12 protein-coding genes and 1 pseudogene are annotated in these 15,243 nt (G+C 29.1%); 3 read left to right on the top strand and 10 right to left on the bottom strand.

Annotation, left to right across the window (positions count from 1 at the left end):
• Positions 1–143 precede the first annotated feature (143 nt).
• The 4 genes and pseudogenes from N3Z17_RS03420 to N3Z17_RS03405 all read right to left on the bottom strand — a co-directional run.
• Positions 144–2,051 (bottom strand): annotated as a pseudogene (locus N3Z17_RS03420) (ATP-dependent helicase); the annotation flags it as partial.
• A gap of 14 nt (positions 2,052–2,065) precedes the next feature.
• Positions 2,066–3,292 carry a DNA recombination protein RmuC gene (locus tag N3Z17_RS03415; RefSeq protein WP_282472602.1) on the bottom strand — a complete coding sequence of 409 codons (1,227 nt, stop codon included), beginning with the start codon at positions 3,290–3,292 and terminating at the stop codon, positions 2,066–2,068.
• Between the two features lie 113 nt (positions 3,293–3,405).
• Positions 3,406–4,224: a DNA adenine methylase gene (locus N3Z17_RS03410; RefSeq protein ID WP_282472601.1), complete on the bottom strand. Its 819-nt coding sequence runs from the start codon at positions 4,222–4,224 to the stop codon at positions 3,406–3,408.
• 75 nt (positions 4,225–4,299) lie between these two features.
• The gene (locus tag N3Z17_RS03405; RefSeq protein ID WP_282472600.1) at positions 4,300–5,469 is read right to left on the bottom strand and encodes a D-alanyl-D-alanine carboxypeptidase family protein; all 1,170 of its coding nucleotides are present in this window, start codon (positions 5,467–5,469) and stop codon (positions 4,300–4,302) included.
• An 8-nt stretch (positions 5,470–5,477) separates the two neighbouring features.
• On the opposite strand from N3Z17_RS03405, the gene N3Z17_RS03400 reads away from it, so the two are divergent.
• Both N3Z17_RS03400 and cgtA read left to right on the top strand, forming a co-directional pair.
• Positions 5,478–6,005: a hypothetical protein gene (locus N3Z17_RS03400; protein WP_282472599.1), complete on the top strand. Its 528-nt coding sequence runs from the start codon at positions 5,478–5,480 to the stop codon at positions 6,003–6,005.
• Between the two features lie 6 nt (positions 6,006–6,011).
• Positions 6,012–7,013 (top strand): Obg family GTPase CgtA, encoded by a 1,002-nt coding sequence (gene cgtA, locus N3Z17_RS03395; RefSeq protein WP_282472598.1) that lies wholly within the window; start codon positions 6,012–6,014, stop codon positions 7,011–7,013.
• Between the two features lie 278 nt (positions 7,014–7,291).
• Here the strand turns inward: cgtA and N3Z17_RS03390 are convergent, their stop codons facing one another.
• Positions 7,292–7,489: a GNAT family N-acetyltransferase gene (locus tag N3Z17_RS03390; RefSeq protein ID WP_345799035.1), complete on the bottom strand. Its 198-nt coding sequence runs from the start codon at positions 7,487–7,489 to the stop codon at positions 7,292–7,294.
• A gap of 250 nt (positions 7,490–7,739) precedes the next feature.
• On the opposite strand from N3Z17_RS03390, the gene N3Z17_RS03385 reads away from it, so the two are divergent.
• Positions 7,740–8,912, top strand: coding sequence for a cation:dicarboxylate symporter family transporter (locus N3Z17_RS03385; RefSeq protein WP_345799034.1), 1,173 nt, complete (start codon positions 7,740–7,742; stop codon positions 8,910–8,912).
• A 220-nt stretch (positions 8,913–9,132) separates the two neighbouring features.
• Here the strand turns inward: N3Z17_RS03385 and N3Z17_RS03380 are convergent, their stop codons facing one another.
• Genes N3Z17_RS03380 through N3Z17_RS07620 form a run of 5 tightly spaced genes read right to left on the bottom strand, consistent with a single transcriptional unit; the run spans position 9,133 to position 15,236 of the window.
• Positions 9,133–10,746, bottom strand: coding sequence for a phosphoethanolamine transferase (locus N3Z17_RS03380; protein WP_282472597.1), 1,614 nt, complete (start codon positions 10,744–10,746; stop codon positions 9,133–9,135).
• 32 nt (positions 10,747–10,778) lie between these two features.
• Entirely contained in the window at positions 10,779–12,983 is a 2,205-nt protein-coding gene (locus N3Z17_RS03375; RefSeq protein ID WP_282472596.1) for an FtsK/SpoIIIE family DNA translocase, read from the bottom strand.
• 21 nt (positions 12,984–13,004) lie between these two features.
• Positions 13,005–13,775 (bottom strand): P-type conjugative transfer protein VirB9, encoded by a 771-nt coding sequence (virB9, locus tag N3Z17_RS03370; protein WP_282472595.1) that lies wholly within the window; start codon positions 13,773–13,775, stop codon positions 13,005–13,007.
• Between the two features lie 16 nt (positions 13,776–13,791).
• On the bottom strand, positions 13,792–14,493 hold the full coding sequence (locus N3Z17_RS03365; protein ID WP_282472594.1) for a hypothetical protein: 702 nt from the start codon (positions 14,491–14,493) through the stop codon (positions 13,792–13,794).
• Positions 14,487–15,236 carry a prepilin peptidase gene (locus tag N3Z17_RS07620; protein WP_410519597.1) on the bottom strand — a complete coding sequence of 250 codons (750 nt, stop codon included), beginning with the start codon at positions 15,234–15,236 and terminating at the stop codon, positions 14,487–14,489. Before N3Z17_RS07620 ends, N3Z17_RS03365 begins: the two co-directional genes overlap by 7 nt.
• Positions 15,237–15,243: the final 7 nt, after the last annotated feature.

Genomic DNA, 15,243 nt, shown 5'->3' with positions numbered 1-15,243 from the left:
ATATGCAATACTTTTGTCCCAACACTAAATTTTTCTTTTTTTACTGGTTTGTAATTTTCTTTCCTGACATCTTTAAATGATATTGCGTTTTTTTGTGCTGAAGCTAATGAACTATTAAAGTAGTTATTTACCAGTTGATAACTATCTTTTGGCAGTTCATTAACAAACCTTGATATCTCTGAAGCCTGAAAATCTCCATATATCCTTCTATAGCACGCATACGAAATTGAGAGATTTCTTTTCGCTCTTGTTATTGCCACATATGCCAATCTTCTTTCTTCTTCTAACCCTGATTCCTTCTTTTCTTCTATTGATTTTGAGCTAGGAAAAACACCCTCTTCCCAGCCTGGCAAAAATACTGTATCAAATTCTAAACCTTTAGCAGCATGAATAGTCATAATGTTCACCCTATTATCTTCGGCAACATTGTCTGCATCACTTATCAAGCTTATGTACTCCAAAAATTCTTGTAAATTTTCATATTCACTTAAACTATTAATTAATTCATTAATATTATCGATCCTCTCCCTAGATTCATGCCTATCATCATTTTTCCACATATCAATGTATCCAGCTTTATTCAATAAAACTTTGACAACACCAGCATGATTACCAACTCCTAAATTGCTATTACTTTCCTCAATTAAGGTAATAAAATGATTGAGCGATTCGATTGCCTTTCCCTTAACTTTTTTTTCACCAATTATTCCTTTTGCAGCATCAAACATTGAAATATTCTGTTCTTTAGCAACATTTAAAACGCCCATAAGAGCACTATTTCCAACACCTCTTTTAGGAGTGTTAACAACTCTTTCAAATGCTAAATTATCATTTTTATTAACGAGAAGTCTTATATAACCTATGCAATCTTTTATTTCCAATCTATCGTAGAATTTGGTGCTGCCTACTATTCTATATGGAACTCCCAAAAAATTCAAACTCTCTTCAAAATTTCTTGTTTGATACCCTGCTCTCACTAAAATTGCTATATCAGAGAGCGTTGTTTTTTTTAGCCTTTCTAGCATATCAATTTCATCTGCAATAGCCCTTGCTTCCTCCTTATCATCATAATAATTTATGACTTTCACCTTATCCCCATCTGTCCTATCAGTCCATAAATTCTTAGAATGCCTATTTGTATTATTAGCAATTAACTTGCTAGCTAAATTCAAAATATGCTGAGTAGAACGATAGTTTTTTTCAAGTCTTACTACCTTGGCATTAGGATAATCTTTGTCAAATCTTAAAATATTTGTAATTTCTGCCCCTCTCCATGCATATATAGATTGATCATCATCCCCAACACAGCAAATATTATTGTTATTTTGAGATAAGGTTCTCAGCCATAAATATTGCGCAATATTAGTATCCTGATATTCATCAACTAAAATATATTTAAATTTATTTTGGTAATATAAACATATATCTAAATTATTGTTAAAAAGCTGAATGTTATTTAAAAGTAGATCTCCAAAATCCATAGCATTGAAATTTTTTAACCTATTTTGATATTCAGTGTATAATTTATTTAACTTGCCTAAAGCAAAGTGCTCAGCCTCATTAGCTGATACATTTTCAGGAATTATTGCCCTGTCTTTAAACCTATTAATATAATAAAGCAAAACCTTTGGAGAAACGCTTTTTTCATCAAGGTTATAATCCTTAATCAATTGCTTAGTTACTCTTAATTGATCGTCTTGATTTATGATAGTAAAACCACTGGTGTAACCTAATAATTCTGCATGACGCCTTAAAATTTTCGCTGCGATAGAATGAAAAGTGCCTATATTCATCGAGCTAGTTACATTTTCTAAAAATTTATCAACTCTTTGCTTCATTTCGTTAGCCGCCTTGTTGGTGAATGTAACAGCAAGGATTTGCGATGGAAATGCAATATTATTATTTAAAATATGTATAATTCTTGAGGTTAAAACTTTTGTTTTGCCAGTTCCTGCCCCAGCTAAAATTAGCAAAGGGCCATTTATATGTGAAACAGCCTCTAACTGATTATCGTTTAATTCCGATAAATAACCCCCTTTAGAATTTTCCATTTTAAATTTTTTATTTATTTTGAAAGCGGTAATTTTTCAACATTTTGCAATTTATTCTTTATTACATTACCCTTATATTCAGCCTCGCCTATAGCTTTGCTGGCCTGATCTAATTTTACTTTTGTTTTACTTAAGATGCTAACAAAGTTAGAAAATTCATGTTTAACCGAATCTAAAAGTTTCCAAACTTCACTTGACCTTTTTTCAATAGCTAGAGTTTTAAAACCCATTTGAACACTATTAAGTAATGCAGTTAATGTGGTTGGACTTGTTACTATAACACGATATTCACGCTGTAATTTTTCAAGCAACCCTGGGATTCTAACCACCTCTGCATATAATCCCTCTACAGGAAGAAACATCACTGCAAAATCTGTGCTATGTGGCGGTTTAATATATTTTTCATTTATACCTTTGGCTTCTTTCATAACAATAGCTTCTAATATTTTTATTTGTTTTTCAATATTCAGCTTATCCCCCTCTTCATAAAATTCTATTAGCTTATAGTATTCTACCAACGGCAATTTTGCATCTATAGGCAACAAAGTTTCTGAATTTTCCTCATCTTTATTGGGTAATTTTAAGGCATACTCCACTCTTTGGTTGCTCAAAGGGTCTATTTTTGCATTCACAGTGTATTGCTCTTCACTTAAAATCTGTTTTAGGATACTCCCTAATTGGACTTCTCCCCAAATTCCCTTTGTTTTAACATTAGTTAAAACTTTTTTTAAATCTCCGACACCTGTTGCCAGATGTTGCATTTCTCCTAAACCTTTATGCACCATTTCTAGTTGATTACTCACAAGTTTAAAAGATTCTCCCAACCTCTTTTCAAGTGTAGATTGAAGCTTTTCTTCAACAGTTACTCTAATTTCATCCAATTTCTTTTGACTATTTTCTTGCATCTGATTAACCTTTTCTTCCATTGATCGCCTCATATTTTCTATTTTATTCTCATTCAATTCTGCGATCTGCACCAACTGCTTTTGCATAGAATCCAACTGTTTTTGTTGATTTAAATGATTATTTTCAACTTGCTTAGAGATACTATTGTGTAAAAAATTTATCTGTTTATCAAAAAAATTATTTAGATGATTTAATGATGATTTCTGCTCTATTATTAGATCCTTTAAATTTTCTGCACCCTTTGTATTTTTATTAATTATGATAAAGATAAGTGTTACTATACATAATATTAATACTAGCAGTGATATTATTCCTATTGTGAGTACAGTGTTCATAATATTAGACATTCCTCTTATTAGACCATGTTGTGAATTCCATCATATGGAATACCCCAATCAACTTATCATCAATTTGAGATTTTAAATTTTCCTTATTCATTAACACCATCCTAATAATTCGTAGTTAACGTTTCCAATATTGAGTGACGCTTATCTGATTTACAATTTATAAATCTTGGAGCAGCAACATTTTTGATTTTAAAATTTTTATATATTGAGCGTATAAAATCTGTATCAGAGTTTGATATCATAAATTTTATACCCTCTCTATCCAATTCAATTGCAAAATCTCTTAATTTAATTTGATCTTTTTCCATAAAACCTCCACTCAGATATCCAACAAAGGAATTATTATTTAACTGATGATACGGCGGATCAAAATAAACAAAATCTCCCTTTTGTGGGGTTATTTTTCTAAAATCCTGACATTTTATGTCTGCATTTTTTAAAGCTTTGCTCACTAATTTTAAATTGCATTCATCTACAATATTAGGGTTTTTATAACTCCCAATAGGTGTATTAAAATTACCATCTTTATTTACTCTATAAAGACCATTAAAACATGTTTTTAGCAAATAAATAAACCTCGCTGTATTTTCAACTGGCTCCTCGATATTTTGCATACTACGCACTCTATAAAAATACTCCTGACAATGCAATTCTTTGTGTTGTTTCAACAAATTAATTAATTTTTCTGTATTATTCTTGATAACTTGATACGCTACTATTAAGTCAATATTTAAGTCTGATAAAAAACTGTAGTTTACTTTATCATACAATTCATAAAATAGAGCAGCTCCACCAGCAAAGGGTTCATAATAATTTTTAATATTTTCTGGTAATCCTTTAATCAAGTGATTTATTATATTCCTTTTTCCTCCAACCCACTTGATAAATGGTTTAATCTTAACAGATTCGTTATTAACCATGATCAAAGATGATTGCATAATATTGTAATTATTTTCAAGTTTTTAATAATTTAATAATTTAATAAATCATGTTAATTAAAATATTTTTTTAAAAAAATATCTTATACTTTGAAAAACTTTTTTAATAATTCCTGATTCTTCAACATCTGTACTTGCAAGAAGGTCAACCTCCTTGATCAGGATTTTTTCTTTACTATTCATAATTTTTAATTTACCAACCACATCACCCTTTTTAATAGGTGCTTCTAATGGTTCTTTAAATTGAGTTAAAAATAATAAGTCCTTCATTCTATCATATTCTAAAGGCACTGTTATAACAATTTCACCTTGCACATTTAATGATATTTGATTCAAATTTCCGTATATTACATCTGCCTCAACAACCTCATTTTGCCCTTTAAATAATATTAAATTTTTAAAATTTGAAAAGCCAAAATCAAGTAGCTTTTTTGCCTCAATTTCCCTTTCCTTTTCACTTTTAAGACCATTTATCACGACGATCAATCTTCTTCCATCCCTTTTTGCGCTTGCTACTATTCCATATCCACCTAAATCTGTTTTTCCTGTCTTTATTCCATCAACACCATAGGAACCAATTAAAGTATTTCTATTATTTTGGCTGATATTATTAAATGAATACTGCTTAATAGCATGGTAATGATAATGTTCAGGAAAATCTTCAATTAATTTTGTTGCTAAAACCGCTAAATCCCTTGCACTCATTACATGCCCCTCATCAGGCCACCCCGTGCTATTTTTAAAAACTGAGTTTTTTAAATCCAATTTCTTCGCATATATATTCATTTCATTAGCAAAATTTTCTTCACTCCCATGTAGACATTCCGCTAAAGCAATAGATGCATCATTCCCAGATAAAACTATTATTCCCTTTAAAAGCTCATCTACCGAAACCTGCTCTCCAGGTTTTAAAAACATCTTGGAGCCACCTTTTTTAGAGGCATTCTCGCTAATAATAAATTTATCCGATAATTTTAATCTTCCATCTTTCAATTTTGCAAATGCAATATATGATGTCATTATTTTTGTCATAGATGATGGAGTCATCGGCACATTACCGTTTTTATCGTATAATACCTCGCCACTTTCATAATCAACCATATATGCATATTCAGCATTTGTATTAAAATTTATTGGAAAAATGTTATCTTGAGCTAAGACAAAAGTTATTGTATGAATTATACAAATGAGTGTTATAAGAATTTTGTACATTATTGAATTAAACATTGAAATATATGAAAAATAGTTTGCCCTTAATTGGTTTTTTAGCTTATCTTTGCCTTTCATGTATTGTAAGTCCAGCAGAAGCAAAAACTAATATACAAAAGCAACAAAGAAACATAGGTAATTGGATAACATATATTGAGAAAAAAGGTAAGCAAAAAATATGTTATACTTATTCCAGTCCCATCAATACTAAATTATACACAGGAGAAAGAGGAGATGCATATGTTAACATTAATTATTTGGGAAAGGATAAATTCTCAATTACCGCTTACGCTGGATATGATTTATCAAAACAGCATACCGTTATTTTGACTGTTGATGAAGATAAAAATCACAATTTGAATAGTTCATACGAAAGTTATGCCACTACATATAATAGTGATCAAGATAATTACCTAATCAACTTATTAATCAAAACAAACATAAATTATTTTTCTATTAAGAGTTATAAGGATGATAAAAATTTTGCTTTAGACTACTATAGTCTATCCGGTTTCAAAGAATCATTGCAATATTTAAAAAATAATTGTTCCTAAAAATTTATGTACTTTATAGACGAAGCTAAAATATATTTAAAAGCAGGCGATGGTGGGAATGGAATTGCGAGTTTTAGAAGAGAGAAATACGTAGAATTAGGAGGACCAAACGGTGGGAATGGTGGTGATGGTGGCTCAATTATACTTAAGGTCGCACCAAACATAAATACTCTAATTGACTTTAGATATAAGCAACATTTCAAAGCTCCTAAAGGACAAAATGGACAGGGAAGTGATAAAACTGGTAAATCAGGTGAAGATCTAGTAATTTACGTACCTCAAGGAACACAGGTTCTATCTGAAGATAAAAAATATATACTATATGATTTTGACAATCCCGAGCAGCAAGAAATTATCCTAAAAGGTGGTGGAGGCGGTTTAGGAAATAGCAATTTTAAATCTTCAAGAAACCAGGCTCCTAGAAAATTTACAGTAGGTAAAATTGGGAATGAAATGTGGATATGGCTAAATTTAAAACTCTTGTCAAATATCGGATTATTAGGAATGCCTAATGCTGGAAAATCTACATTTTTATCCAGAGTAACTTCTGCTAAGCCAAAAATTGCAGATTATCCATTTACTACTTTAAAACCTCAACTGGGGGTTGTTTATTATGAACATAATGAATTTACAATAGCAGATATTCCTGGTTTGATAGAAGATGCAAGCTTAGGACACGGACTTGGGATAAAATTTCTAAAACACCTAGAAAGATGCGAAATACTTCTACACATTATAGATATTACAAGTGATGATATTATAAATAATTATGAAATAATTAGAAAAGAATTAAAAAATTACGGCAAACTTATAGATAAAATGGAACTAATTTTATTATCAAAAATTGATATGCTTGACGATAAGCAAATACTAAAAAAGAAAAAAGAACTTGAAGATCACACTAATAAAAACATTATGCTCTATTCTGGTATTAATAATACCGGTATTGTTGATATGAAGAGAAATTTATTTAATACCTTACAGTCATTTAAGTCAGAAATTAGCTAACCAGATTTATCAATTTCAGTCGAAAATTATATATAATTTTTCAAATTACTATAATTAATCTTAAAATAACCCGAGCTGGAGATAAGAAATTGGATATACAAGAAAGCAAAATAAAACAAAAAAGATACTAAAATTTTCATAAAGGAATGAGATAAAAGTGATGCTTATATCTCATATAAATTTTATCTTTTCAATCTCTTGACTAACGTTATGCTATCTGGAAAAAAAGATGTTATTTTATCTATGGTATGAATAAAGGCTAATTTTTGATAAAATGGCTATGTTCTCTCTGAAGTATTTACATATAATAATGTTTTATTTTTTTTAAAAAAAAGTTGTTCAATCTTTTTTATGGATAAACTTCCAAATCCACTTAATTGATATTCCTTCCTTATTGCAATTATATTTAAGATTGCTTTGTGATCTTCGTATACGTATAAATGTACAATACCCATAACTATATCCTTTAGTTTTATTAAGTAATTATTGATTCTTTTGTATAAATAGAATGGTGTGACTTATCATAAGTCCTGCATAATTATAAATTTATAAATACTTCTCAATTAATTGCATTATAACTTGCTCTCAGGATTGCTTTTAGGTATAGTTCCATCTGTTGCTAAAATGTTTTTTGAGTAGATATGATTTTGCATATTTGCCCTTAACCTGCATAATTTTTTCATTTTCAGCGATACAATAAAATTACTTATCTAGAGGTATAATTTCATAAAGGCATTCAGTAAAATTAAAATCCAAATTTTTATAATAACAGCTATTATTTTTGCTTATCTATTATACCCTTACCTTTCACATGATTTTAAATCATTTAGCTATTCAATTAGTTTGCTATTGCGAAATATCTTAGTATTTATTTTGCCCGCTTTGATTATTAGTTCAATATATCGCGCAATTGTAGAGATGAAAAATTATTCAATTTTGTTTTTTCCTGCAATTATTTTATTTATTTGTAGTTCAAATTTTTTACATACACTTGGATCACTAAATCTTGCTAACTTTCTGATAAATGTTAATGCTTTATTTACCCCTATACAAGCCAGTTCATCGCTATTAAATTTATTTTCTTTTCCTATTCCAAAATTTATCACAAATGAACAAGCGTTATACATTGGATTTGCACTTGGTTTTATTGGCTATAAAAAGAGTTTTATGCCAATAGAAAATTTTGTGTCGTTTATAACAAAAATAAGCAACTTTATATTGAAAAATGTCTTTATTCCAATGCTACCATTATTTATTTTTGGCATGACATTAAAAATGATAAATGATGGAATTTTTGAAATATTAATCAAAAATGCATCTCTATTTGCTACTATGTTCACAGTTTTAATAACTTATCTAGTAGCACTTCTATTAATTGCCTCAGGCTTTTCTATAACTAAGGGGTATAGAATTACTGTAAATATTCTACCAGCTGTTTTAACGGCTTTATCAAGTATGTCAAGTCTAATGGCACTTCCCTTTTCACTAAAGGCATCACATAAAAATACTATAAGTAATAGGTTTTCTGATTTTTTTATGCCGGTAACTGTAAATATCCATATGATTGGTGATTGTATTATAATCCCATTTTTAATAGTTATAGTATTAAATATTTTTGGTTTTTCCCTACCAACAGAAAAAATACCACTATTTGCTTTTTTATTTATGGTAACAAAATTTTCAGGCGCTGGTGTACCTGGTGGAACTGTGTTTATAATGGTTCCTTTAATGGTGGATATATTTAATTTTACTCCTGAAATGTCATTATTAATTACAAGTATGTATATTGTGATAGATCCATTTGCTACGTCTACTAGCGTTATAAGTAATAATTTATTTGTGATTATAATAGATAAAATACTTGTTGCTTTTGGCAAAGATAAGTTACAGAAAAAATAGAGTTTCTTTGATTTTATGTACCCTTGTGGGATAGCGATTAACACAGCGCCACTATGTTGAAAAAGAGAATATAACTATTGCATTGAATAAAAGATTATAAAAATAACTCAAACTAGAGCTAGGTATACTAATCAAGATTCAACCTTACATACGCCTTAAATGCAAAATGTTAGATTGTCATATAAATATCAATAGAAGGTATAAATCTTAATTTCTTTTGCTATTTAACTTTGCAATTTTGAAAAAAGCTCAGGCTATTCTTTAGAGCTTTCGTGTCAATTTTTAATAAATCCAAAATCGAATGAAATAAATTATCATGAGAAAATTCTTTTTCTACCTGCTTTGAAACACACCCCTTATCAATACCAAAATCCATCGTAAAATTTTCTGATAACCATATAATCATTGGAATATGTTTTTGATGCTTCGGTGCAACTAAGTATGGCATTCCATGCAAATAAATACCATCTTCTCCTAGAGATTGTCCATGATCAGAGACGTAGAACATTGCTGTATCCGCATCATTATTCTCTTTTAATATTGAAATTACCTGTGATAAGAAATAGTCTGTGTATAATATTGTGTTATCATAACCATTGGTTATCTCTTCTGACGAACATTGCTGCAACTCAATTGATTTACAAATAGGTTTAAATTTATGAAAATTATCTGGTGTTCTCTTATAGTATGCAGGACCATGACTGCCTTTTTGATGTAAAACAATAAATAGATCATCTTTACTGTTTTGTTTAATAAATTTTTGAAAAATATTCAACATCTCCTCATCATAAATTTCTCTGTCTAAACCATCGTTTAAATATGACTCCATTTCTATAGTTTTCACATCATTACAAGCAGATTTGCACCCACTATTATTATCTATCCATAAAGTGTTAAATCCCGAGTTCTTAATTAACTTTAATAAATTATCATTATTTTTAAATTTTGCCTTACTAAAATTTGATTTATTAAGTGAGGAAAATATACATGGCACTGAGACAGCTGTAGTGGTTCCGCATGAATAAAAATTGCTGAAATTTATTATATCATCTTTTTTTAAATTTGGATTTGTTTCCTTTACGTAGCCATTTAATGAAAAGTTACTAGCTCTTGCTGCTTCACCAATTACGAATACAAATATAGCCTTTCTCTGGTGATATTGCCAAGCTTGATTCTTATTTGCTTTACTTGATATTGATTTTATACTTTGTTCCGGAAGCAATAAAATTATATTTTGATAAATACCATTGATGTAATTATTTGGTATAATTCTGAATATAATATCTTTGTGATTTCTAAAAATAGACACAAATGTTTTGTATTGAACAAATATCACAGATATAAAAATTACTAATGCTAAAAAGCTGAAAAGGTAAAATTTGATATAGCCAAATATTTTAATAGGATATTTTATTTTTATTTTATAAACAGCAAATGAAGGTATTATGCCAAAAAATAAAACCATCACGAGCATTTTATACGTAAATAATTCAAAAGATTCTTTTAAATCCGTCTCTAATACATTTTGAATCATTGAGCTATCAATTATAACTCCATATTTCAGCATGAAATATTGAGCTAACGAACCACAAATTAAAATCAATGATAGAAATAATTTATGGATATAACGAAATGAAAAAAGAGAAATTGCAAAGTATATAAAACATACTAAAACAATAAAAAATATTAATAAAAAATTTAGTGAAAAAAGCTTGTTAATAGTAACTAGATTATAAAAAAAATTCCAGAGCGGTAAATTTAAAAATAAAGCTATAAAAACAGATATTAATAAATTGAATATCTCAAGTGAAATAGTATTTTTTAATTTTAACATTTAATATCTTGATAATTTTTAACTGCAGTTTTTTATTTATTTCTTAGAATTTCTCTTTTTCCTTGAGAATTTGCAGGGCTAATTATTCCATCATTTTCCATTTGCTCAATTAATGAGGCCGCTTTATTATACCCTATTTTTAATCTTCTTTGAATGTAGCTGGTAGTTGGCCTTTTTTCATCTATTACTATTTTTATGGCCTGTTGATATAAATCCCCTCCATCTTTATCCTCAAAAACTGAATTAGCACCACCACCTAACGAGTTATTATCCGTAATTATTAGGGAATTAAAATCAACATCATAATCGCCAGAACTATTTTTCTTTAACTGCTTTACAACATTTTCAACTTCAAGATCGCTGACAAAAGGACCATGTACTCTTGTTATGTGACCACCTGGCATCATATATAACATGTCGCCCATTCCCAAAAGTTGCTCAGCCCCTTGTTCCCCTAATATTGTTCTACTATCAATCTTTGAGGTAACATGGAAGCTAATTCTTGTGGGGAAATTAGCTTTAATCACACCTGTAATTACATCTACAGATGGTCTTTGTGTTGCCATAATTAAATGAATGCCAGAGGCTCTAGCCATTTGAGCAATTCTCTGAATATACCCTTCAATTTCCTTACCAGCAACTAACATCAAATCTGCCATTTCATCCACTATGACTACAATGTAAGGCAATTGTTCATTTCCTAAATCAACCTCTTCAAATGTTGGTTCGCCAGTTTCAGGATCAAAACCGGTTTGTATAACTTTTTTGAGTGTTGTTCCTTTTTTATTGGCCTGCAATAATAATTCATTAAACCCCATAATATTTCTAACTCCAAGAGAAGCCATCGCTCTATATCTTCTTTCCATTTCTTGAACAACCCATTTTAAAGCTCCAACTGCTTTTTTTGCTTCAGTTACAACTGGTGAAAGAAGATGTGGTATGCCGTCATACACTGATAATTCCAACATTTTAGGGTCTATCATCACAAATCTGCACTGCTTAACTGTGCAAGAATATAATAATGATAAAATCATAGTATTGATTGCTACTGACTTTCCAGAACCAGTCGTCCCTGCTACAAGAAGGTGAGGCATTTTTGCCAAATCAGTAATGACTGGCGCACCAGATATAGATTTTCCCAATACCAATGGTAATTTATAGTTATTATTTTTATATTCCCTACTTTCTATTAGCTCTCGCAAATATATTATCTCTCTTTTATCATTTGGTATCTCAATACCTAACGCATTTTTACCAGGTATTACAGCAATTCTCGTCGATACTGCACTCATAGACCTTGCTATATCATCAGATAATCCAATTACTCTTGAAGCTTTCGTACCTGCAGCAGGCTCAAGTTCAAACAAAGTCACAACTGGACCAACGCTATAATTTAACATTTCTCCCTTAATACCGTAGTCTTTTAAAACTTTTTTCAAACTTTCACTATTCTCTTTAACCCGCTCATTATTAGATGAATTTCTTGAACTTGAATGTTCAGAAATTTTATCCAATATCTCAACAGATGGTAATGTTAATTTATCATCATTATTATCAATCTTTTTTACTATCTCTGGCTTTTTATTCATTATTGGATTATCTGCCTTTACCATATTTTCATTAAAAGCTTCTTCATCAAATTTTTTTCTTTGACTAGATAGTTTAGCAATGGCAAATTTGATGCATTTAAATAGTACTCTTATACTAAAAGCTATACACTTAAATATACTTCTCCACTCACTAAAAGTAAGTCCTAGACAAATAATACTAATAACAATAAGTATACCTATAAGTGAAAATAATAATATGTCTTTCTTAATATGAATCAATAGTAATTGCTTAAGGTAATCACCTATAAATCCACCATATCCAATGTTAAAAACGATACTATTTATTGATATCAAAGAAAATATTATTGCGAGTATTAACGTTGCAAACAAAATACCTATAGTTCTGTATATAAAAAATTTGTTTGGTAAATTATTCAGTATCTTGACGGCGAATATAAAGAAAAACACTATTGGCAGTATGATTGAATACCCAAAAGTCTGGAGCATAATATCTGAAATATTAGCTCCATAGTTACCGAAAAAATTATGTACATCAAGAGTTCCAGTTGCATTTAATGCAGATGGATCCAATTTATTGTATGTAAGGATCGAAATTGAAATAAAAATCATCATGCATATTATGACCACAGCCATAAATAACTTAAAACTTTTCATTAAATAAGACATCTAAATAAATATGCGCAGAAACTATTTTTTTATACTACTATTATTACGAAGTAATGGCTTTTCATTGAAAACACATATTACATCATTGCCATGCCTTAATGTATATCTACTTGCCACCCTTTCTATTACAATATATCCTTTTTCAACTCTGTAATTTACAAGAGCTTCACTCCCATCATTATTCACAAAAAATACAGCAGGCAATTCCGCATTTATCTCCCTGAATTTCAGATACGTAAATCTGCCATCATCAAAGATTTGGGTTGGTTCAATGTTCACCGCACTACCACTAATCTTATACTCAAAATTATATAACTCTGGCTTCGTTAAATCAGGTCCACTGTTACTTTCTACATTTTTTATTGAGGAATAATTCGTCTCACTAGGATATACAAATTTTATAATAAATGCCAAATCAGGATCATTTATACTGTCTGCATTCTTGGCATGCATTTCAAAAAAATACATTCTTTTATTTGTAATTACAGTCATATTTGTAGTTGCATCATCTTCAATCGGTTTAAGAAAAATTCTATTTCCAGCAGGAATAATTTGCCAAGGAGTAGGGGTGCCCATAGTTATAGTCTGAATTTCCTCATCAAGAGAAAACTCTATAATGGTTTGATAATAATAATGACCAATATACCTAAAAACCGCGTTTGGTACGTAGTTAATTATTTTGATCCTATCCTCCCCTCCCATTGATCTAGGCATCACAGTTGCATTACTATAAATACTAATATTTAAAAACAACAGGAAAACAAAAAGACTTCTTAAGTATTTATTTTTCATAAAATTATTAAACGTATCAATCTTTATAACTAGTTATCAAAAAATTTATACTTTTCTTTGAATCCATAAATTTTTTATTAATTTCCGACATGAAAAAATTAATTTCAGCTACCTTTTCTTCAATCGCCTCTTTACCATTAATTAATGAGCGAATTCTGTAAGATACTTTTGCATATGAAGGTACAGTAACTTTTTTCAAAAATTCTACATTACTAATCTCGATTATCCTACTATTTTTATATCTATATTTCAACAATGGACTTTCTGGATTATCATCAATATTAATAAATTTAAAATATTCCTGAAACACTATAAGAGATGAAATATTATTTATGTAATTTAGCCTCTCATTTAATTTGCCAGAATCCAGACTATTAGAATCAAATTCTTCTCTTGTCTTTATGTAATTTATTATCAGATATCTCGCTATTGATAAATTGATATTTTCATTTTTTATCCCTGTACTTTGAATTTTTGGGTAATACTCCACCTCATTGTCAAAATATATTGGAAATGGATACCTCCTAACATCCATATTAAAAGTAGCTGTCTTATAAATCATCAAAGTAGCTATGCTTAATATTACAGCAACTATTAACGTATATCTTACATAAATATTAATATTTACATATTTAAAGAAAAACCAATTCAGTGCCTTATCATAATAATCTTTATTTAATACCACCACACTTGCTTTATTGCTTGTATACTCTACCATTGCGACGTTATCAAATGATTAATTATTGTCATAAAGAATATTAATACATAACTACTAGAATATAGATATTTAGCAAATTTCATATTGAATTTAACATACATAAAATAGATTAATATCATCAGTAGAGCATATGATATCATCAAATTCAAATCAAACCAAAAGAATGCCACCGAAAAAATTTTCAACAATTCCAGATTTATACCACCTAAACTATTTCTATTGGATATATTCATATACAATGTATAAAAAATTGAGCAAATGGCTATTTTAAAAACCCAATCATAAACTGTTAAATTTAATAGCGTTTTATATATTATCGCTAAAAAAATATTAAATATTAAAAATTTAATATTTACCTCATGGCTAAAATTAAGGTTTAAAGACATCATTAGAGATACTATTCCATATAGGACAAAAATTATATACCAATCAAGGAAGCTAAAGCTATAGTAGCAAAATAAAGACAAAAATAATGAGAGAATTTCAATAATAAAATAACTAAAATCAATTTTTGAACTACAATGATTACACCTACCTTTACAAAAAATATATCCAAAAATTGGAATGTATTCTTTCAATTTTAAATAATGGTTACACGTTGAACATCTAGGAGGGATAGGGTTTGCGTAATTAAAACCCATCAGTGGAATGTTTCTTGGAACTCTAAAGTAAAAAGACGTTGCAAAATTACCTATTATTAATCCAAAGTATCCCGCTATTATATAATTAATGATATCCAGCATGTTCAAA

The organism is Candidatus Bandiella numerosa, from assembly GCF_029981845.1.
GTDB classification, from domain to species: domain Bacteria; phylum Pseudomonadota; class Alphaproteobacteria; order Rickettsiales; family Midichloriaceae; genus Aquirickettsia; species Aquirickettsia numerosa.
The sequence above is the reverse complement of the archived record's forward strand: the minus strand, read 5'-3'. Positions and strand labels throughout refer to the sequence as shown.

Excerpts from the sequence above, each read along its gene's own strand:
- N3Z17_RS03400 (WP_282472599.1), top strand. The coding sequence starts at position 5,478 with ATGAAAAATAGTTTGCCCTTAATTGGTTTTTTAGCTTATCTTTGCCTT.
- cgtA (WP_282472598.1), top strand. The coding sequence starts at position 6,012 with ATGTACTTTATAGACGAAGCTAAAATATATTTAAAAGCAGGCGATGGT.
- N3Z17_RS03380 (WP_282472597.1), bottom strand. The coding sequence starts at position 10,746 with ATGTTAAAATTAAAAAATACTATTTCACTTGAGATATTCAATTTATTA.
- N3Z17_RS03365 (WP_282472594.1), bottom strand. The coding sequence starts at position 14,493 with ATGGTAGAGTATACAAGCAATAAAGCAAGTGTGGTGGTATTAAATAAA.
- N3Z17_RS03375 (WP_282472596.1), bottom strand. The coding sequence starts at position 12,983 with ATGTCTTATTTAATGAAAAGTTTTAAGTTATTTATGGCTGTGGTCATA.
- N3Z17_RS03410 (WP_282472601.1), bottom strand. The coding sequence starts at position 4,224 with ATGGTTAATAACGAATCTGTTAAGATTAAACCATTTATCAAGTGGGTT.
- N3Z17_RS03405 (WP_282472600.1), bottom strand. The coding sequence starts at position 5,469 with ATGTTTAATTCAATAATGTACAAAATTCTTATAACACTCATTTGTATA.
- N3Z17_RS03415 (WP_282472602.1), bottom strand. The coding sequence starts at position 3,292 with ATGAACACTGTACTCACAATAGGAATAATATCACTGCTAGTATTAATA.
- N3Z17_RS07620 (WP_410519597.1), bottom strand. The coding sequence starts at position 15,236 with ATGCTGGATATCATTAATTATATAATAGCGGGATACTTTGGATTAATA.
- virB9 (WP_282472595.1), bottom strand. The coding sequence starts at position 13,775 with ATGAAAAATAAATACTTAAGAAGTCTTTTTGTTTTCCTGTTGTTTTTA.